Source organism: Staphylococcus sp. GDY8P45P, from assembly GCF_017892745.1.
Taxonomy (GTDB): Bacteria; Bacillota; Bacilli; order Staphylococcales; family Staphylococcaceae; genus Staphylococcus; species Staphylococcus cohnii.
In genome coordinates this window covers 1-20,330 of the sequence record NZ_JAESLS010000013.1, presented here as the reverse complement: position 1 = coordinate 20,330, position 20,330 = coordinate 1, and the positions used below count along the sequence as shown (strand labels likewise).

Genomic DNA, 20,330 nt, shown 5'->3' with positions numbered 1-20,330 from the left:
ATATATTAGATAGTAGCCATCGTCTACAGTGATAACATCATTGTTAATTTGTTTATATCTGAAATAGTTCATACAGAAGACTCATTTTTGTTAAAATTATTCTATAAATTCTACTTTGAAACAGTACCTTCCTTAGCCTATATATTATTTACAAAATTCTATATTATCGATAATCAGGATGTATAAAAAACAATATTACATATTTTGTTAAGTTCTTTTATAATTTCTTTTTCAAAAGTCTCATCATTTTCCCTTGATGTATTTTCATAAATATCAAATAAAAATAGAGCTGAATCACTTGCAGTATGTAAATTGACTATATTAACTTCATCCATTTTAGTAAGTTCAGTACTTTTGCTACTTCTCACTTGTGATGTAAGTTTTTCTATTTCCTCTAAATTACTTTTTATAGAAAGTTCTTTTGCAAGTTCAGAGAATTCAACATCTGAATTCGTATATCCTAATCTAAAAACATTTATTTTCCTAGTATATTTTGCTAAATCAGATTTCAAACTATTAATAATCCTATCGCTGTTTTCTTCGAACTGTTTGTTTTTTTCTTCTTTATCTTTTTCTTGTTGCTTAACGCTATTATCATATGATTTATATGCGATAACAAGACTGATAACAGTTGTAAGGAGAGTGAATAATGCTACAAATGCTTTTAAAATATTTGGATATTCTTCTAGAATTCCCTCAATTTGATAAGAGTATTTAAAAACAATAAATATGGAGACCACTATTATGAAAATCGATATACGTAACATCTTCTTCATTCTAAAACTTCCTCTCTAAGCCATATAAAAATGTTACTGACTCACATTATTATAAAATGATTCTTATAACATATAACATATATCAGTATAGTTATTAAAACATCAATTAAAAATGCATGTTTTATAAATATCATTAACCCTATTCCTATTTATATATACTACAGATATAAATAAAATAACTCCGTAATTATAATATTTACGCTCAAACTTTATGAACTTTGCATTCCTACCCACTATGGTGTTATAATGCAATTAACAAAGATTATCAGGCATGTATGCACCAAATCCCCTTACTACGGCCATAGTAAGGGGATTTTTTGGTGTGACTAGTCGCCTATTCGTCATTACGCTTGCGTAGCCAATGCGCAAATAGCGCAACGAGACAACCACTTGATGCTGTGGTCATGATGTTTACAAAGATTTCAGACATCGCGTATGCACCTCCTCTCTACGTCAATTGACGCCTGAGAGATAGGCGACTTCATTATTATATCATCTGTGAATTGTTAAGCATATCCACTTCGGATAAGTTAAATTATGAAAACCATTCTCTCCACTTCTTTATAGTTATACATTTAAAAAAGCAGATGATATCACCATCTTAATTATAAAATCACCTGTTCAATTTATTCCTAGTTTAGTAGGAAGTCTTTACAAAAAATAAATTAGGTATTTATGAAGTAAGAGAGCTAGACAGTAATAAAGAAACTGAAAAATACTTAATTAAAACATCTCAATCCCACCAAACTACTATTATCGTTGGTGGAATTGATCCGTTTATTTTTGTAATTTATTTAATATTTTTTAGGTACCTCTTGTTGATAAACCTTTTTGATTTTTACTACGGTTCCTTTAATCCCTCTAAATATAAATTTATATAGCTCATCATAATCTCTTTAATAACTTATATATGCTTTATACACAAGTGTAAGTTACACTTGTGTGAATTACATTTGTGTAACTTACACTTAATTCTTCTAATTGTTTGCATACAGTATGCACGCATACATTATGCATATATTAGTTATGCAAACATAATATATGCTTTAAAGTAATATCATAATATTGTTTGCTTTTTACATACTTATAAGAATATAAAAAGCAACATGTTGCTTTAGTATGTCCACTAAAAAACAGTAATTTGTATTATACTAATAGGTTTAAATAAACTCTATTTACTCACCAAAGTATATGTTAGATTGCTATTTTTTTACTATCACTATCTAAGTAGTACTTTAGAATTCTTATACATGTTCGATACACAAATGTAAACTACACATCTTTAAGATTATTGTATAAACTCATCCAAAATTCTATATCTTTTACACTCACTTTTCGCACCTCATTATGATATAAATAATCTTTTAATTCTTCTCTGTTATACCTTTATTTATATCTTCAATCAAGTTTCCTTTTGGCGTTAAAAAGGATATATTTTTGTTAATTATTCTTTGCATGAACGCTTTGAATTCCAATACATTTTAAATATAAAATAGCTCACACTTTTCCAACTTTTGTTCTCATATTTAATAATCTACTGACTCAAGTAATGCTAAAATTTTGTCTTGTTTACTCGCAACTTCTTTTAAAATTTTTGTATTTTGCGCTTGCTGATGTGACTGTTCTGCATATAATTTTTGATAACTTTCAAGTGGATCTAATAACTCTAAAGTCTCTAAAATTAATTTGTTTCTTGATATATTTTTATCTTTAGCCAATCTACTTAATCGATCTAACAACTCACTATCTACATCTCTAATTAGTAAATCTTTCTTCATTATTTTGAACTCCTTTTTTTAAAATTTTTTACTTATTTTTTTATGTTTTACGTACATATACTTACTAAGATTATTTTGAAATTCAAACGAAATCCAGAATGATATTAAAGTATTATGCCTTCAAAAAAAGGTGTCTCACCTTTGTGACATTTTCTATATATCGTGTCACAAAGGTGAGACAAACACAATATGTTGTGTCACAAAAGTGAGACATTTCTATTTTTTTGATATCATAACACAAACCATTTAAACCCTTGAAATGTCTGGCTTCGCCAGACCTATCATTTCAAATGATAGCATATTTCCCTTATGCTCTTACCAAATATTTACCGATTTTTACGTTTTTTCTAAAACGCTCCTAAAATCCATATAGTTTTTTTAGTTACATGATATGAAAAACATACCGAATCGAACATTTAAAAAACTCATTTTTATACTATATTTAAGATGTATCTATAGCAAAAGGAGTGTTCAAAATAAAACTAATTTATAAACTAAAAATGAAACGGCTTAACGAAGAATTATCTCGAAAAAATTGGCAAAATCACTTAATAAATTTTTAAAACGACCTATTATGCCGAAAGAAAAATAGGACTCATTGCTTTCAATGAGTCCTATTTAAAATTTGATGTTATAGATCAAATTTGTAGCTTTCTTAATTTAACGATTCAAGATTTTCTATATAAAAAGTGGTTCAAATAAAATTAAGATTTCACTAGCTGCTTCCAAAATAAAATCATAAATTTTGTCATTTACTTAATGAAAATAGAACATTCATTCATCAATTTTATACACTTATACTTCATTTAAATTTAATTAATAAACAAGATAGAGTTTCATTTCCTAAATATGATTTTAACCAAAGAATTTATTACGATTACTTTGAAAAAATCTCATTAATTGCTTACCATATGAAATAAATTTAAATATTTTTGAGTCATATTGACTAACAATTAATAAGTTAATTTAGATAGTAATTTTAGCAACATGGATTTAGTTTTCAAAATTGATAGTTTTAAAAGAGGTTATAAAATGAACAAAACTAATAACGAAACGAAACTAACGAGTAATTTAAAAATTTTAGGTGGGGTATTTGTAACATTAGCTATATTATTGTTTATATTTCGTCTAATAATTGATTATTTTTATGGTGGAAGCCCTCTTGAAAAAACTAATGATATTTTAATAGCTATAGCTTTTGGTATGGGCTCCTTAGCATATACTTTAGAGAAACGTGTTATATTAACAATCTTTTATGGTCTTTTCTTTATTTTATATGTTCTATCTTTACTTGGAATATAGTTATATATAAGCAATTAGCTGCTTATATATCTTAGAAAATTTTGAAGAATATTAAACATCGAAGGTGATTTTTTGAAACAAGAAGAAAAATATAGTTTTTTAACTAAAGCGATTAATATCTTAGTTGCTATATTATTAATTATCGCCATTTTTTATATGGTTATACTTTCGGATAATAGCTATTTACCTATGTTATTCTCTCTTATAGCATTTACAATCGCATCTATCCCAGAAATTTTGAAAAAGAAAAAGAGTGGTTGGATACTTGGTATTTTAGGTTTAATATTGATCATTTTAGTTTTGGTTTAATTTATCTTTATATTTAAAAGCCACATTACAATATTTATGAGTCCAGAAAATAAATAAAAGATGGTGAAGATAAAAATGATAAAACCTAAGTCAAGATCCATTTTTAATTTCATTATAGTAATCAATCTTATTTGGTATATAGTTTTAATATTTGTTATTGATGTTGGAACTATAGGGTCAATTATTTATTGTAGTTTATTTTTTATACTTGTTGTTTTAAGAGATACTATAACTCCAAAGTAAAAACAACGTGCTAAGAAGGACAAAAACTAAAAAGATACTATAAAAGGAGCCATAATCCTTTACGCATCAAGGATTATGGCTATAATTTAAAAATCGAGTTATTTCTATATAGTATCAAGACAAGAAGAAACTCGTTTTCACTCGTTTCAAAATCATAAAAATAAATAATTAAAAACATTACATAATCACAAGAAAGTGTTATATTTTATATGACACCTTTTGGTGTCATATAAAACGAGGAGGTTTGTATATGAACAACAATACTGAAATGCCACAAATTGAAAAAGTAGTGATATTAAAAACAAATAAGGACAAAGTCTGGGATGCTGTATCAACATCAGAAGGTATAAAATCTTGGTGGATGCCAAACGATTTCGAAGCCAAATTAGGAAAAGAATTCACTCTATATGCTGGAGAATTTGGAGAATCTCCATGTAAAGTAACAGAATTAAATCCTAAAGATAATTTAAGTTTTAATTGGGGAAAAGATTGGAAAATAACATTCAAACTAAAAAAAGTAGATGATAATACTACAGAATTTACACTTATACATTCTGGATGGGATGAACGAAAAGAAACAGAGTTTGGTCAACCACATCCTGTTGTGCAAGGATTTATGGACGATGGTTGGGATGAAATAGTAAAAATTGAACTTCCTAAGTATCTAAATTCTAATGAATAATACAAAAGAAAAATATGATGTATTCCAGGCAATAGCAGATCCCAAACGTCGCAAAATTATAAAATTACTTGCAGATAATGAAAAATCTATTAAATCAATTACTCAAGATTTTAATATTTCTCGAACAGCAATAAATAAACATTTAAACATTCTTTATCAAGCAGAATTAGTTACTAAAAAAAAATCTGGCAAAGAAACTAGATACAAACTTGAACCAAAAAAATTAATCGAAGTAGAAAAGTGGATTAAATATTTTGAAAAATATTGGGACAACCAACTATCTAATCTTAAAAACTATGTAGAAAACGATAATTAAAAAGGAACCAAGTAAAGCAATAAACTCTACTTCTTTTATTGCTTTATTCCAATTGCTTTATTGACGTTGAGCCTCGGAACCCTTAACAATCCCAAAACTTGTCGAATGGTCGGCTTAATAGCTCACGCTATGCCGACATTCGTCTGCAAGTTTAGTTGAGGGTTCTTCTCAACTTCAATAAATTTTCTCGGCATAAATGCGTGTTCTATTTTTTATTTTTACTCCTCTTGATAGCAAAAAACGCTATTCCAATACAAAACCACATACCTATAATCGATATCCAAATAGCAGTCATAAAATCGCTCCTTTTTAGCAAACTTTATCACAATAGTTATCGCTTTACAGGTCTATTTTTCATCGTTATAATCTAGTTAATTCCCGTAAGGGCGCACTTATGCGTTCTAAAAGAACGCGTGTAAAAACCATAATCGACCTTCGTCGATTTTTTAATCTTAGTTTTAAGTAATCGGTGTTGCAGCACAGATATAAAAATTAATACTGCATTATTAGTAATCGGCGTTGTGGCGCAGATACAAAAATTAATACTGCACGAATTTGAATCGACGTTGTAGCGTAGATATAAAAATTAATACTACATCAAAATTTAACTAAGATTTAAGCTACTAGTTTTTTGCTAGTAGCTTTTTTATTTTTAAAATTTTAAATACCTTTATTTTGAATTTTAAGGGGGCATTTTAAAGATTTAGGGGTAATTCATATAGTTTTATGCCTAAAAACTTATATAAGCTCTTAAAACGCAAATATAAGCCAAATAAATATATGCTATTTCCAAAAGCAAAAATTTGAGCAAAACCAGTGTTGATTTTTTTAGACACTGCCCAGTTACATGCAAATTTAAAAATTGGCATAAAAACTGGGCAACCATGTTGGTTGAACGCTATAGTTCCTGCAGGGGCAAAAATACATAAAAAACGCTAGCTTTTAAGCTAACGTTTCAAATCTTTTAAGTAATCATTTTGTTTTTCAAAATGCCAAATTGCCGTAATTGAATGTGCTTTTTCTTCTTCGTCTGTTGTTTTATCTTCGTCACTTGTATTAATCAAATTACCATCTTCGGCATCGTCTAAATTTAAAATCTTATGTTTTTGTTTAAGCAATCCACCATAACTCAACATACGTTTTCGGTATAAACCTTTTTCCAAGTCATTCACGATTTCTTGATTTCTTTCATCATCATCAGTTAAAAAATCAGATGACTTAACCGAATATTTAGAGGTTTCTTTGATTGCTATAAGATTATCTAAATTATTGGTTAAAGATATTATGTTGTTTCATGTTTTGACGACGCATATTAAGTGCGTGTATTTCTTCAAGTTCAGCTTTAATCGATTGCATTAAATATCCTTGCATAGCTTCAACGGTTTCATTCTTTTGTAGCAGCATCGCTTTAAATCGTTTTAATACACTCACAAGTTCGAACTCCACGTCTTCTAAACGGTAATATGTATTATGCGCATTATTAAATGATTTTTTTCCTTTAAGTAAAACACTTTTAATAATACGAATTTCTCTAATTTCAAAATTACTTAAGTAATCTTTGATTTGTTGTGGCAATTCTTCAAGCACTTGGAATTTTAAGGCATCATTATTAAATTCAGTTTGTTGATGATTTGTATGATTCGAATGAGCGTTTTCAGAAATATTGTTAGGTGTATCATTCAAATCATTCGTATCATTGTTCTCAGTCTCTATATAATCAGTATTACTTAAGTCAGTATCATTAGGGTCTAAGTTTTGGGATTCTGGAGTCCCATCATTTGGGATTCTGGAGTCCCATTGTTTGGGATTCTGGAGTCCCATTATTTGGGAGTCCTTGATATCACTCGATTCGTCATCGTTCGAAGTGCTATTTTGTATTTCTTTTTCAATAGTTATATTCGTTTCTATTTCATGAAGATATAGTTTGTTCGGTCGATTAAACCCGGTTTTAACTTGTTCCAGTAAACCAACCTCTTGTAACTCTTTTTTTATTTTAGTTATTGTATTTTTACTTTTATCTAACACTTCTTGAAGATTTTCATTAGTAAAAATAAAGTATATATCTCCATTTTGATCTATCCAATTATTTTTAATAGATAAACTAACTCTATCATTAAGAATTGCATAGGTAACTTTAGCACTATCACTTAGCTTTTTATATTTTTCGTTGATAAATAAAACTTTATGTAGCATATAGAAATTTTGATTGGCTTGATTTTTTATATTTTTTCTAGGCATAATAAAAACCCCTTTCCTATTAAAGTTTTGGATAGAGGTAATAAAACATTACAAGAACACATAAATTTTCTGCTTGCACTTTGATGATATAGTTGTATATAATACAGATATCAAAAGATTTATAAACGTGCTGCAACGTTTTATCACCAAACCCCGACTATTACCAGTAGTTGGGGTTTTGTCATGTTAAGGTTATTATATCACTTTGAACAACCTTATAAAAGGGAAAATGCAGGCTTATCAAAGGTTTATAAAGGGTTTATAAACCTTTGATAAAAACCATCAACCCTTTATGAACCTTTGATGAAACGATTGACGGGAACCGTTTTTTAATATTGTAATTACTTTATTACCAAGCTTTATGAGTTTATACTGTTTTATAAAGGGTTGATAAACATTTTATAAAAGGGTTGATGATATGAGAAGCGTGAAAGCTTTGAGTGAAGAATTAGAAGTTAGTAAGCAAACAATTTTTAATAATATTAAAAGATTGAATATAGAAACAATAAAACAGGAAAACACTTCGTTTATTAAAGAAGATAGCGACATAGAAAAAATAGTTCAAAGAGTAAATAAAAATAAGAAGAAATATGGATTTGAAAATGTTGCTGAAAGTAAACAAAAAAAAGACCCAGATAATATTGACGTTGAATCTAAAACTGATGCTCAAATAGTGGAGATTCTTAAAAACCAGATTGATACTTTGAATAATCAAATTGAAAAGCAAGAAAGTCGTCATGAAACAACAATTGAATTTTACAGAAAAGAGTTGCAAGAAAGGTCGAAATTGCTTGAAAATCAACAAGTATTAGCATTAGAAAGTAATAAAAAGATTAAAAAATTAGAAGATCAATTAGAGGAAGAAAGACGACTTAATTATTCTTTTGATACGTCTGTTAATGAGAGACAAAATGTTAATGTACAAGAAGCAACATTTACTGGAGAGTCTAAATATACTGATCAACAACAAAAATGGGAACAGCCTACAGAGGTGCAGCATAAAGATATACCTGAAGAGAAAGAGAATGAAAACCTCAATGAAGAACCATCCACAATAGACGATAAACAATTCGAAGAAATAGATAATGAATACGAAGATAAGGAAGAAAAACCACCTAAAAAAGGTTTCTGGAGTCGGTTGTTTGGTAATTAACACAATAAAAAGCGCTACAAGCTCATGAACTTGTAGTGCTTTTTTATGCTAGAACTTCTGATAATCATCGATTATGTTAATAAATGCAAAATCAAACAGAACTTTTTTAATGTTAGCAACAATTTTTATTACCATTTTCTTTTTTCTCATTATTTTCGTCTTTTTTGTCTGTTTTCTCTTCAATTTCAACTGAACAACATGACTGTTCTTGAGGTTTTAATTTTTTTAATGTGTCTTTGATACCCATTTACTTCACCTCCTTAAATGATTAAGTTAACAATTAGACCAGTAGCAATAGCTACGACTAAAATTGCTATAACAAAAGATATTACAAATTTCTTTTTAAATAATTTAGATAACAATACAACTTCAGGAATACTTGCTCCTGCGCCACCTATAATTAATGCTACGACTGTTCCCAGTGACATACCTTTAGATACTAAAGCTTCAGCTATAGGAAGCATTGTTTCTGGTCTAATATACATAGGTATACCAATAACAGAAGCAATAATAACAGAGATAATACTATCGCCACTCGCATATTGTGTTATAAAGCTTTCTGGAATAAATCCATAAATAAATGCACCGATAAATACACCAATAATTAAATAAGGTAACATTGGATATAGGAAAGCCCAAGCATCATTTAGCGCTTGCTTAACACGAGATCCTGATTTATTAGTGAAAAATCCATCACCTTTGACATTAACGCCTTTATAACTCTCTGCTAAATTCACTTTTGAAAAAACAAGGCCAGTTAAAATGCTGAATATCGCTAATACAACAAAATAAACAACAGCAACTTTCCACCCTAATAAAATCCATAGCATAAATATCATGAGTGGATTCATGAGTGGCGAAGCGATTAAGAAACTCATAGCTGGACCAAACGGAACTTTAGAGTTTAACAAACCTGCAAGTATAGGAATAGTAGAACAAGAACAAAATGGTGTTATAGCACCAAAAATCATTCCTAATACATAGTTGGTTGCTTTATTTGGTTTGCTTAAAAGCTTTTGTATTTTATCTTCTGATACTACTTGTTGAATTAAACTTACAATAAAACTTACAACTATAAATAATGCTAACAATTCAAAAAATAACATTAAAAATGTTTTTATGAATTCTATGATTGAATCTGTCATTAGTATAACTCCTCTGAATTTATTTAATCAACTTTTTTTGATATATAAATTAAAAAAAGTTGATTAATATGATGTGTAATAAGATAAATCCTATAATATTTTACAGCAAGTATCTTCAGTTAATACAACTTGAATTTGTGCTTCATTGATTTTGTAGTAGTTCCAAGTACCGTATTTTTCAGGTATTAAAATCTGTGCACTTACTAGTTTTTTTAAATGATATGAAATTTTAGATTGTTTTAAATCTAATAACTCCTCTAAGTCGCATACACATAGTGATTTATTAGGGCTTTGACTAATTTGATTAAGTATTTTTAATCTATTTTTGTCAGCAAGTGCATTAAACATGTTTTCATAAAAATCTAATTGTTGATCTTCATTCATATCAGTTTTTGCTTTAATAACTTCCATAAAAAGAGCACCTCTTTTTTATAATATTTGATTAGAGTTTATATTATCTTTATTTCAATTCTTGTATTGCTTGTTTGTAGTTATTTTCTGTTGATTCACCATACTGATGAATATTACCTTTAAAGAACTCCTTCTCCATATATATTGTAGCTTCTTTTAAAGTGACTTCTCTTGATACCATAACAAGATTTAAATAACTTACAAAGTAACCAACAGATAAAGTACTTGCGTGGTTTACTCGCAATCAGGCACACCTCCTTATTGTCTAAATAATTTTATTCCATTTAATATATCAACTTTTTTTGATATATTAAATATAAATCAATATATACATTATTGCAAGATTAAAAAACTATAATTTTACATAAACTTAGACATGCTCCACAGCAATAGTAAAAATATTTTCTTCCTAGCTATATTATTAGAAACTCAAATTAAGTAAAATTTTAAAAATCCAAATCAATACATAGACACTAATCTATATAGATGTTAATCTATGGTAGTAAAATAATTAATGAGGTGAGTATAATGTTAAATATTGAAATATACGAAGAAGCTATGTGCTGTTCTACTGGCGTATGTGGTCCAGAACCGGATGAAACACTAATAAAGACGAACCAAATCAATGAATATTTAAAACAAAATCAAATAGAAGTTCAACGTTATAATATGAGTAACAATCCGAATGAATTTATTAAAAATAAAGAAGCTATTCGTTTAATTCAAGAAAAAGGTAATGAAGTTTTACCAATCACTTTTATAGAAGGCAATATAGCTAAAACGGGTACTTATATTACCCAAGAAGAAGCCGATGAAATTATTACGGTTAATCAGATGAGAAATGGAGGATGCTGTGATGGAGATGGATGCTGTTAAATACTTAAATAAATTGAATTTAGATAATGTTGAGTTAACAAAATATTTGTTTTTTACTGGTAAAGGTGGCGTAGGCAAAACGACGATATCAAGTTCTATTGCTTTAAACTTAGCGGAAAATGGAAAGAAAGTAGCTTTAGTAAGTACTGATCCAGCTAGTAATTTACAAGATGTATTTCAAATGGAATTATCTAATAAATTAACTAAATATCAACCTATACCTAATCTCTCTATAGCCAATTTTGACCCGATTGCTGCTGCAGACGATTATAAAGCACAATCTATAGAACCTTATGAGGGTATTCTACCAGAAGATGTGCTTTCTGAGATGAAAGAACAGTTAAGTGGTTCGTGTACAGTTGAAGTAGCAGCGTTTAATGAATTTACAAATTTTTTATCCGATAAAACTTTAGAACAAGAATTTGATTTCATTATATTTGATACAGCTCCAACAGGTCACACCTTGAGAATGCTTGAATTACCTTCTGCATGGACAGATTATTTAAATACAACGAGTAATGACGCTTCTTGCTTAGGTCAATTATCGGGTTTAAATGAAAATAGAGGTAAATATAATTCAGCACTTGAAAAACTACGTAACCAAGACGATACGACCATGATGTTAGTTGCGAAACCTAGCCACTCTTCTATATATGAAATTCAAAGAGCGCAACAAGAATTACAACAACTATCAATTTCTAAATTCAAAGTAATCATTAACAACTATATAGAAGAAAGTCACGGTTTAATTTCGAGTCAGATGAAATCAGAACAAGATAAAAACATTAATCATTTTACTGAATGGTTAAATAACAATCATGCTTATTACGTTCCATATAAAAAGCAGAAAGAAGAAGGTATAGAAAGTTTAACTAATCTATTAAATGATGATAACTTAATTGAAAATGATGACTTTATTGTTGAAGATCATCCGCAATTCAATAAATTAACAGATGAAATTGAAAATAGTAAAGTTCAATATTTATTTACAATGGGAAAAGGTGGCGTTGGTAAAACGACAGTAGCAACGCAATTAGCTACAGCATTATCTAATAAAGGACATCGTGTTCTTTTAGCAACTACTGACCCTACTAAAGAAATTAATGTTGAAACCACAAGTAATTTAAATACTGCTTATATTGATGAAGAACAAGCATTAGAAAAGTATAAAAAAGAAGTACTAGCCACAGTGAATGATGATACACCACAAGACGATATTGATTATATTATGGAAGATTTAAAATCACCTTGTACAGAAGAAATAGCATTTTTCAAAGCCTTTAGTGACATTATGGAGAACCAAGAAGACATGGATTACGTAATTGTAGATACAGCTCCTACAGGCCATACCTTGTTGTTACTTGATTCTAGTGAAAATCACCATAAAGAACTAAAGAAAAAATCAACTCAAACTACCAGTAATGTTGAAACGTTATTACCTAAAATTCAAAATCAAGATTTAACACAGATGATAATCGTAACACTAGCAGAAAAAACACCTTATTTAGAATCTAAACGTTTAGTAGAAGATTTAAATAGAGCCGATATAGGACATAATTGGTGGGTCGTTAATCAATCATTAGTTACGCTAAATCAACGTGATGACCTTTTTAGTAACAAAAAAGAAGATGAATCGATTTGGATAAACAAGATTAAAAATGAAAGTCTTAATAATTACTTTGTCATACCTTATGGAGGGTTAGAATATTGAAAAAAATTGTTATCATTGGTTCAGTTGCTGCCGGTACGAGTGTCGCGGCTAAAGCAAGAAGAAATAGTGAAGATGTTGAAATTACCGTTTTTGATAAAGATAGTGATATTTCGTATTCCGTATGTGGTATCCCCTACTATATAGGCGGTAATGTATCTGATATTGATGAACTCACGCCACGAAATGCTAAATGGTTTAAAGAACGCTTTAATATAGATATTTATACAGAATATGAAGTGAATAAGATAAATGATAGTGATCAAACAATAACAGTTACTAATTTAGTAAATGATGAAAAGATGATTCAAAAATATGACGAATTAGTATTAGCAACAGGTTCATCGCCTAAAGAACTCCCTCAATTAAATAGCGAAGAATATAATAATGTGTTTAAAGTTAAAAATATTAATGATGCCAAAGCAATTTATAATTATATTAATGACCATGATGTTCAGAATATAACAATCGTTGGCGGTGGATTTATTGGTTTAGAGATGTTAGAACAATTATCTAATTACAACACTTCAATTGTTCAACGTAACACTTTTATGCCTCATTTAGACTACGATATGAGTTTTATGATTCAAGAATATATTGAAGATAAAGCTAACGTATATACCTATAATGAAATTGACATTGTTGATTATGATGAGAATCATACGATAAATAGAGTCAGCTTAAAAACTGGCGAATTAATTGATACAGACTTAATCATTATTGGGATTGGTGTCACACCAAATACTAAATTAGCTAAAGAAATTGGTATTAATATTGGAGAATCTGGAGCAATACAAACCAATAAGTATTTGGAAACAAATATTCCTCATATATATGCAATTGGTGATGCAGCAGAAAGTTATAATTTAATTACTGGTAATCCTATATATAGACCGCTAGGTTCTACAGCAAATAAAATGGGTCGTATTTTAGGAGATCGATTAACTGGTGGAAATCTAGAACATAAAGGCATTTTAGGCACAGGCATTGTCCGTATCTTTGATATGACAATTGCCCAGACAGGTTTAACCGAAAAAGAAGCTGTTGAGTTAGAAATTGATATTGATGTATTACACAATGTGAAACCGAATCGTCCAGAATATATGCAAGGTCAAGAAATGGTAATTAAAGCTATATTTGATAAAAATAATTCTAAATTACTTGGTGCGCAAATAGTTGGGTATGAGGGCGTAGACAAGAGAATTGATGTACTAGCTACTGCTATAACATTTGGTGCCAAAGCAGAAGATTTATTTCATTTAGATTTAGCATATGCACCTCCTTTTTCTACAACTAAAGATCCTGTTATTTATACAGGGATGATTGGTCACAATATTACTCGGGGACGTAAAATTATAACGCCTGAAGAAGTCGTAAAACAAAAAAATGATTTATTGATTTTAGATGTACGTTCTCCAAAGCAATTTGAAGTTGATCATGTTGATGGAGCGATTAACGTCCCATTGAAAACGTTGAGAAGTTATGCAAAAACGTTAGATGAAAATCAAACAATCGTGACTTATTGTAATAAAGGTACTACTGGTAATGCTGCACAAAACGTACTTATTAATTTAGGCTTTAAACAAGTATATAATTTATCAGGTGGCAATAAAAATTATCAACGATATAAAAGATTTCAAGTAGAAAGGGAGAAGAAAAATTGAATTATAATGAGATATCACAATACTTGAAAGTGATTGCTGATAGTAGCCGTCTTGAAATATTAGATTTGTTATCTTGTGGTGAATTATGCGCTTGTGATTTATTAGAGCATTTTTCTTTTTCTCAACCCACATTAAGTCATCATATGAAAGTATTAAAAGACAATAATTTAATTACATCCAGAAAAGATGGTAATAAAAATTTATACAAATTGAATCATGACGTATTGGATGACGTTACATCACGACTGACTCTATTGAGTTCCAGTACTGTCCCATGTATATGTGAAACAGTAGAGAAAGGTGAGTGTTAATGATGACGATATTAGCAATCACAATATTTGTATTAACGTTAATTTTTGTTATATGGCAACCTAAAGGTCTAGATATTGGTATTACTGCATTAATTGGTGCTGTAGTTGCTATAATCACTGGCGTTGTAAGCTTTTCAGACGTACTAGAAGTTACTGGAATTGTTTGGAATGCGACCTTAACTTTTGTTGCAGTTATTCTTATTTCACTCATATTAGATGAAATTGGCTTCTTTGAATGGTCTGCTATACATATGGTGAGAGCATCAAAAGGTAGCGGATTGAAAATGTTTATCTTTATCATGCTATTAGGTTCAGTTGTAGCAGCTTTCTTCGCAAATGATGGAGCAGCTTTAATACTTACTCCTATTGTTTTAGCTATGGTTCGTAGTTTAGGATTTGATAAAAAAGCGATATTTCCATTTATTATTGCTAGTGGTTTTATAGCTGATTCTACATCATTACCGCTCATTGTCAGTAATTTAGTTAATATTGTTTCCGCAGATTATTTCGATATTGGATTTATTGAATACTTCAGTAAAATGATTATACCTAATATATTCTCATTGATCGCAAGTATTCTTGTTTTATGGTTATATTTTAGAAAGTCTATTCCAAAAACATTTAATGCAGTAAACATTAGAGAACCAAGAGAAGCGATTAAAGATAAAAAACTTTTTAACATCTCGTGGATCGTACTTGGTATATTACTCATTGGTTATTTAATAAGTGAGTTTATAAATATTCCAGTATCCATTATTGCTGGTATCATTGCTTTAATATTTGTATTATTAGCGCATAAATCTAAAGCCGTGCATACGAAACAAGTAATTAAAGGTGCGCCATGGAATATTGTTTTATTCTCCATTGGTATGTATCTCGTCGTATTTGGTTTGAAAAACGTGGGCATTACAACACTTCTTGGTGATGTACTAACAAACATTTCAAGTTATGGCTTATTTAGCAGCATTATGGGTATGGGCTTTGTAGCTGCATTCCTATCCTCTATTATGAATAACATGCCAACCGTTTTAATAGATGCAATAGCAATTGGTCAATCGAGTGCTACAGGAATATTAAAAGAAGGTATGATTTATGCGAATATTATCGGATCTGATTTGGGGCCTAAGATAACACCAATTGGTTCGTTAGCCACACTTCTTTGGTTACACGTACTAACTCAAAAAGGTGTCAAGATTTCTTGGGGAACCTATTTTAAGACCGGAATTATTATCACAATCCCTGTTTTATTTGTAACCCTATTAGGTCTATATTTAACACTAATAATTTTTTAAAAGAGAGGTAATAATAAATGGATAAGAAAACAATTTACTTTATATGTACTGGTAATTCTTGTCGTAGTCAAATGGCTGAGGGCTGGGGAAGAGAAATACTCGGCGAAGAATGGAATGTTTACTCAGCAGGTATCGAAACGCATGGCGTAAATCCTAAGGCGATAGAAGCTATGAAAGAAGTGGATATTGACATATCAAACCATACTTCTGATTTAATTGATAATAAAATTTTAAGACAATCAGACCTAGTTGTTACACTTTGTAGTGATGCTGATGAGAATTGTCCAGTCATCCCGCCTAATGTAAAAAAAGAACATTGGGGCTTTGATGACCCAGCAGGTAAATCTTGGTCAGAATTTCAACGTGTAAGAGATGAAATAGGTCAAAAGATCAAGCAATTTTATGATAATTAAGTTAATATAAAATTCAAAAACAGAGGATAAGCATTGTTATATGTGCTTATCCTCTGTTTTATATAATGATATTTGCTGCTTACCTTTTTCTGTTAGTTCTGCATATATTGTTGTGCCACATATAGGAAAACACCCATTGTAGAATAACTCTATATTTTTTGCTAAATCTTGCCTCGCTATGCTTTCAAGTGCTAATAAAAAATTTTTTCGCTTACATCTAAAGTTTTAAAATCTACACTTTATTCTTCTCTAATCGATAACAGTACATTATACACTAAATCTTGTTTTAACAACGTTCATCACCTCTTATTTATCTAGATGACGATACAAGGTTGCTCTACTTATATTTGTCTGTTCTTTTATCTCATCTAAAGTGTATTTTTTGCTCATATACATCTCAATAGCATCTCTAAGGTTATTATCATCGCGTTTGGGTCTACCCTAATCGAACCATTATCGATGCTAGTAAAACAGTATTTCTGTATGTATGATTAGAGTATTAAAAATGTTCGTTTTTGACACAAAACCTCTTAACTTAATATTAAGAGTGTCACTTTACTCGATATATGAGAATGACTTTACCTAATAAATGAGAAAAGCAACGCACTATATTAAAATGCGTTGCTTTTTCTATTATCGAATACCTATAACTAAACTATCTCTAGCTGTTTCTACAACTTCTGTACTTATTTTATCTAAACCATTTATATCCATAATTCTGTCTATCTGCGCAAATAAACGATGAATCAGCCTAAAATTCCCTTTTGTAATTTTAATAATCGTCGTTATTGCCTCATAATCAGTAAAGTCTTCGAGTTTTAAATCAAATCCTAAATCTTGCCACTTATATTCTAATATATGATGCGTCTCATCTTTACTTAGATTATCAAATTCATGCGCAAAACCTATACGCGAATATAGTTGAGGATAACGAGATAGTTTTTTCTCTATACCCGGCATACCAATAAATATCATTGCTAAATTATGTTCATCATAAATAGCTCTTAATTGCTCTAAATGTTGCACTTTAAGGCGATCAATCTCATCTACTATAATTAAATCAATATATTTAAACATATCACTATAATGTTTACTATGTTCATGTCCATACTTATTTACAACATGTAATTTTTGACCCAAATCAATGCTTGCAGTAATACTATATAAATCATTCCTTAATTTAGTTTGTTTTTCTGCTGGTGCAGTATAAAATATTTTATCCACCGATAGTATGTCATCGGTCGTTTTACTAGCTAAATCTTCCCAACCTCTATGGTTAACTTGTTTTTCAATAGTATCCCAATTTGTGTAATACCTAGACGATAAAGTTTTTCCGACACCAGGTTGACCATAACATATACCAATATACTGATATTTAATACAAGCATCACAAAATTCAGCAAAGCGTTTATACTCTTTCGTTTCAATGAAATTTTGATTTTTAGTCATTACGATACCTCTTTAATTTTTTGACGTTTTTAGTCGTTTCTTGAGGTGAATAACCACAATTTTTTTCTTCCTTAATTAATTCCGTGGTACTTGGACTAGCAATATTTTGTTTTAAGTGTTTTCTTCTCTGACTACGAGCGTGCTGTATGTCTTTTATATCTATGGAGTAATCAGCTATTTCTGGACATATAGCAGTACAAAGAAATTCATCTCTATAAAACACACGTATTTCAGCCATATCATTTGGGTTATAACGAATCAGTACATATTCACCTACATAAGCTGCTAGATTAGTATTACTGTATCGAAAACCTTGAAAATGAATGCCATCTGAATGAACTTTTCTAGATTTAGGTATTTCCAACAATAATAAATCAAGTTGTTCTAAGCTACTTGGCATATTAGGGAAAAAGTGATTACTATTCCAACGACTGATAGGCGTGGTATGAATAGTACTATGTTCTTTTTGATTATAATCTTCAATTAAAAAGTAACGTAATTTTTCTTCAAAATTGTGAAAATTTATTAGATTACTAGGAGTATCATTATTGTTTATATATCCAGGCAGTTGTTCTAAGAAAGTTTGATTAACTGTCTGAAAGAATCGTTCTATTTTTCCACGACCACGAGGAACACCAACTTTCGAAAACATCAAGTTAATTTTCAAATCAATAGCGACTTGTTCCATATGATGTGAAGTAAAGTCACTTCCATGATCTGTGTAGAATTTTTCGGGTATACCACACACTGGCCAATTGGTATCATTTTTATTCCATATTGCTTGGTGTAGTGTTAATGCTGTGTTTTGAGCATTGGGGGCATCAAAACTTAAGAAATAGCCTGCAATTGCACGACTATAGTCATCCATAATAATAGTTAGCCATGGTCTATTGATATTACCTTTTTGGTCTAATATAAAGATATCTAGCAAAGTATGGTCTGCTTGCCATATTTCATTGGGTCTCGAGGATTCTCTAATTTGTATTAAATCGTACTTATTTTGATAGTATTTTTCACCCTGATGAGAGAAATCAATAACAGACTTAGGCATCGCTTTAATAACACTATAAATTTGTTTATAACTTGGTATATCAAAATTATTTTCTTTACAGTAATTAGTGATTTTCCTATGAATTGTGGCTATACTATTTCTTTTATTCATAAGCGCAAGGCGTTCAATTTCATCAATTATCTTTGGTTCTATTTTACGTGTTCCTTTATCAGCTCTTGTCGCATAGATTAGTCCTTTAAGTCCTTGTTCTTTATATGACTTATTCCATCTATAAAGGGTGCTTAACGCAATCCCTTTACTTTTAGAAATACTTGATAAAGATTGTTCGCCTAGGATAAAAGGTTTTATAATATTGTACTTTTGAGTAGCTTTTTTACGTTTGGCTTCAGAAAAATTAGTTAGATACTTCTCCTTGTTTTTCATCTTCCTTGTCCTCCAATTTATTGAGGTAACGATAAATTGTTGTACGTGAAACATGCCACTGTTCTGCAATTGACTTAATTGGCGTGCCATTATCATAAAGTGTCTTAAGTAAGTTTAAATCTTTTTGATTTAATTTTTCTGGTCTGCCTCCATATCGGCCTCTAGCACGTGCTGCAATTCGGCCAGCTGAAGAACGCTCTAAAATTAAATTACGTTCAAATTCTGCAAATGCTGCGAATAAATGAAATAATAATTGTCCAGTTGAACTTGATTTATCCATTGTTATATTTTCTTCTAAACTATGGAAACTTACACCTCGTTCGTTAAGTTCATTAACTAATGTGATTAAATCCTCCATATTACGTCCCAATCTATCTAATCTCCAAACAACAATCGTATCTCCTGACCTCGCAAATTCAATTGCTTTATCTAAACCAGGTCTTTTACTTTTTGAACCACTCATATGGTCATTAAATATCTTTTCACAACCATATGTATTTAATCGATCCTCCTGTAAATTTAAATTTTGTAATCCAGTTGAAACTCTTGCATAACCTATTTTCAAAATACAAACCTCCTATATACATCTTCAGTGTACCATAACTTAATTACAAGGTCTTTTATGAACATAGATTTTTTGTTGGGTTTTTGAACACATAATTCTATGTAATACATACTTATTTAGACATAAAAAACGAGTGTACATAAAATGGTTATTTTCTGTACACACTTAAATTATTTTAATGAAACTGGAAAATCTTGATAGCCTTCTCTAATATTTACGACATTTTCAAAGCCTTTGTTTTCTAAGATACCCACGGCGATTGAA

Annotated in this window: 23 protein-coding genes and 2 pseudogenes; 11 read left to right on the top strand and 14 right to left on the bottom strand. The window is 29.6% G+C overall.

From position 1 onward, the window contains the following. Positions 1–173: 173 nt before the first annotated feature. The 3 genes from KA873_RS12275 to KA873_RS12265 all read right to left on the bottom strand — a co-directional run bounded on the left by KA873_RS12275 (position 174) and on the right by KA873_RS12265 (position 2,554). The gene (locus tag KA873_RS12275) at positions 174–776 is read right to left on the bottom strand and encodes a hypothetical protein (protein WP_194376094.1); all 603 of its coding nucleotides are present in this window, start codon (positions 774–776) and stop codon (positions 174–176) included. Positions 777–1,110: 334 nt separating this feature from the next. Further along, on the bottom strand, positions 1,111–1,206 hold the full coding sequence (locus KA873_RS12270) for a type I toxin-antitoxin system Fst family toxin (RefSeq protein ID WP_194376095.1): 96 nt from the start codon (positions 1,204–1,206) through the stop codon (positions 1,111–1,113). Positions 1,207–2,302: 1,096 nt separating this feature from the next. After that, entirely contained in the window at positions 2,303–2,554 is a 252-nt protein-coding gene (locus KA873_RS12265) for a hypothetical protein (RefSeq protein ID WP_070704322.1), read from the bottom strand. Positions 2,555–3,586: 1,032 nt separating this feature from the next. On the opposite strand from KA873_RS12265, the gene KA873_RS12260 reads away from it, so the two are divergent. From KA873_RS12260 to KA873_RS12245, 4 genes are all read left to right on the top strand, one after another. Continuing rightward, entirely contained in the window at positions 3,587–3,856 is a 270-nt protein-coding gene (locus KA873_RS12260) for a hypothetical protein (protein WP_194375759.1), read from the top strand. A gap of 72 nt (positions 3,857–3,928) precedes the next feature. Further along, positions 3,929–4,165, top strand: a complete 237-nt coding sequence (locus KA873_RS12255) for a hypothetical protein (protein WP_194375760.1) — start codon at positions 3,929–3,931, stop codon at positions 4,163–4,165. 493 nt (positions 4,166–4,658) lie between these two features. Further along, a complete protein-coding gene (locus tag KA873_RS12250; RefSeq protein WP_204180481.1) occupies positions 4,659–5,090 on the top strand; it encodes an SRPBCC family protein in 432 nt (143 codons plus the stop codon). Beyond that, positions 5,083–5,406, top strand: a complete 324-nt coding sequence (locus KA873_RS12245) for an ArsR/SmtB family transcription factor (RefSeq protein WP_204180482.1) — start codon at positions 5,083–5,085, stop codon at positions 5,404–5,406. Before KA873_RS12250 ends, KA873_RS12245 begins: the two co-directional genes overlap by 8 nt. Positions 5,407–6,353: 947 nt before the next feature. Here the strand turns inward: KA873_RS12245 and KA873_RS12240 are convergent. Continuing rightward, positions 6,354–6,656: pseudogene (locus tag KA873_RS12240) on the bottom strand (protein rep); the annotation flags it as partial. Positions 6,657–6,672: 16 nt separating this feature from the next. Continuing rightward, entirely contained in the window at positions 6,673–7,644 is a 972-nt protein-coding gene (locus KA873_RS12235) for a replication initiator protein A (RefSeq protein WP_063489106.1), read from the bottom strand. Positions 7,645–8,062: 418 nt separating this feature from the next. Between KA873_RS12235 and KA873_RS12230 the strand changes: the two genes are divergently transcribed. Continuing rightward, a complete protein-coding gene (locus KA873_RS12230; protein ID WP_204180549.1) occupies positions 8,063–8,797 on the top strand; it encodes a DUF536 domain-containing protein in 735 nt (244 codons plus the stop codon). A 112-nt stretch (positions 8,798–8,909) separates the two neighbouring features. On the opposite strand, the gene KA873_RS12225 is transcribed toward KA873_RS12230, so the two are convergent. From KA873_RS12225 to KA873_RS12210, 4 genes are all read right to left on the bottom strand, one after another. Then, positions 8,910–9,044: a hypothetical protein gene (locus KA873_RS12225; RefSeq protein WP_020361277.1), complete on the bottom strand. Its 135-nt coding sequence runs from the start codon at positions 9,042–9,044 to the stop codon at positions 8,910–8,912. Between the two features lie 13 nt (positions 9,045–9,057). Then, positions 9,058–9,942 carry a permease gene (locus KA873_RS12220; protein WP_002509687.1) on the bottom strand — a complete coding sequence of 295 codons (885 nt, stop codon included), beginning with the start codon at positions 9,940–9,942 and terminating at the stop codon, positions 9,058–9,060. 90 nt (positions 9,943–10,032) lie between these two features. Then, positions 10,033–10,353 carry an ArsR/SmtB family transcription factor gene (locus tag KA873_RS12215; protein WP_011304045.1) on the bottom strand — a complete coding sequence of 107 codons (321 nt, stop codon included), beginning with the start codon at positions 10,351–10,353 and terminating at the stop codon, positions 10,033–10,035. Between the two features lie 49 nt (positions 10,354–10,402). Further along, the gene (locus KA873_RS12210) at positions 10,403–10,597 is read right to left on the bottom strand and encodes a hypothetical protein (RefSeq protein ID WP_002509689.1); all 195 of its coding nucleotides are present in this window, start codon (positions 10,595–10,597) and stop codon (positions 10,403–10,405) included. Between the two features lie 284 nt (positions 10,598–10,881). On the opposite strand from KA873_RS12210, the gene arsD reads away from it, so the two are divergent. From arsD to arsC, 6 genes are read left to right on the top strand one after another with little or no spacing between them, the layout of a single operon-like run. Then, entirely contained in the window at positions 10,882–11,229 is a 348-nt protein-coding gene (gene arsD, locus KA873_RS12205) for an arsenite efflux transporter metallochaperone ArsD (protein WP_011304044.1), read from the top strand. Next, positions 11,210–12,940, top strand: a complete 1,731-nt coding sequence (arsA, locus tag KA873_RS12200) for an arsenical pump-driving ATPase (protein ID WP_172683533.1) — start codon at positions 11,210–11,212, stop codon at positions 12,938–12,940. Before arsD ends, arsA begins: the two co-directional genes overlap by 20 nt. After that, entirely contained in the window at positions 12,937–14,601 is a 1,665-nt protein-coding gene (locus KA873_RS12195; RefSeq protein ID WP_181711038.1) for an FAD-dependent oxidoreductase, read from the top strand. The genes arsA and KA873_RS12195 overlap by 4 nt, the downstream gene beginning before the upstream one ends. Then, entirely contained in the window at positions 14,598–14,912 is a 315-nt protein-coding gene (locus KA873_RS12190) for an ArsR/SmtB family transcription factor (RefSeq protein ID WP_002509693.1), read from the top strand. Before KA873_RS12195 ends, KA873_RS12190 begins: the two co-directional genes overlap by 4 nt. Continuing rightward, positions 14,912–16,204, top strand: coding sequence for an arsenite efflux transporter membrane subunit ArsB (arsB, locus tag KA873_RS12185; RefSeq protein ID WP_081247903.1), 1,293 nt, complete (start codon positions 14,912–14,914; stop codon positions 16,202–16,204). Before KA873_RS12190 ends, arsB begins: the two co-directional genes overlap by 1 nt. A gap of 17 nt (positions 16,205–16,221) precedes the next feature. Continuing rightward, positions 16,222–16,617 (top strand): arsenate reductase (thioredoxin), encoded by a 396-nt coding sequence (gene arsC, locus KA873_RS12180; RefSeq protein ID WP_002509695.1) that lies wholly within the window; start codon positions 16,222–16,224, stop codon positions 16,615–16,617. Between the two features lie 306 nt (positions 16,618–16,923). Here arsC and KA873_RS12175 read toward each other — a convergent pair. From KA873_RS12175 to KA873_RS13650, 5 genes and pseudogenes are all read right to left on the bottom strand, one after another. Then, a pseudogene (locus KA873_RS12175) lies at positions 16,924–17,058 on the bottom strand (helix-turn-helix domain-containing protein); the annotation flags it as partial. A gap of 192 nt (positions 17,059–17,250) precedes the next feature. Further along, positions 17,251–18,066: an AAA family ATPase gene (locus KA873_RS12170; RefSeq protein WP_000164962.1), complete on the bottom strand. Its 816-nt coding sequence runs from the start codon at positions 18,064–18,066 to the stop codon at positions 17,251–17,253. Then, on the bottom strand, positions 18,059–19,501 hold the full coding sequence (locus KA873_RS12165) for a Mu transposase C-terminal domain-containing protein (RefSeq protein WP_031783937.1): 1,443 nt from the start codon (positions 19,499–19,501) through the stop codon (positions 18,059–18,061). The genes KA873_RS12170 and KA873_RS12165 overlap by 8 nt, the downstream gene beginning before the upstream one ends. Continuing rightward, complete coding sequence (locus KA873_RS12160; protein ID WP_210140506.1) at positions 19,473–20,066, bottom strand: recombinase family protein; 594 nt, start codon at positions 20,064–20,066, stop codon at positions 19,473–19,475. Before KA873_RS12160 ends, KA873_RS12165 begins: the two co-directional genes overlap by 29 nt. 170 nt (positions 20,067–20,236) lie before the next feature. Beyond that, on the bottom strand, positions 20,237–20,330 hold a 94-nt coding region (locus tag KA873_RS13650), incomplete at its 5' end, for a hypothetical protein (RefSeq protein ID WP_245337709.1).